The sequence below is a fragment of the Bradyrhizobium cosmicum genome, from assembly GCF_032290525.1.
GTDB classification, from domain to species: domain Bacteria; phylum Pseudomonadota; class Alphaproteobacteria; order Rhizobiales; family Xanthobacteraceae; genus Bradyrhizobium; species Bradyrhizobium cosmicum_A.
Genome location: NZ_JASXTA010000670.1, coordinates 1 through 229, shown reverse-complemented (window position 1 = coordinate 229; position 229 = coordinate 1). Strand labels below are relative to the sequence as shown.

The 229-nt window shown below is 66.4% G+C and carries 1 protein-coding gene; it reads left to right on the top strand.

Going from position 1 to position 229, the window contains the following annotated elements; all coding sequences use genetic code 11:
- On the top strand, window positions 1-229 hold a 229-nt coding region (locus tag QSV46_RS41285; protein ID WP_314964593.1), incomplete at both ends, for a hypothetical protein.

The following is a 229-nucleotide window of genomic DNA, read 5'->3' as shown; positions in this document are numbered from 1 at the left end:
CTACGGAACGGTGACGCCGGAGATCCGCGCTCGCCTCGAGCACGAGCTGAAGACGATCTGCTCGATGGGGTTCGCGGGCTACTTCGTGATCGTGTGGGACCTCATCAGGTTCGCGCGCGAGCACGGGATCCGCGTCGGGCCCGGGAGGGGTTCGGCGGCGGGGTCGGTGGTCTCGTACAGCCTACGGATCACCGATCTCGACCCGCTGAAGTACGGGCTGATCTTCGAG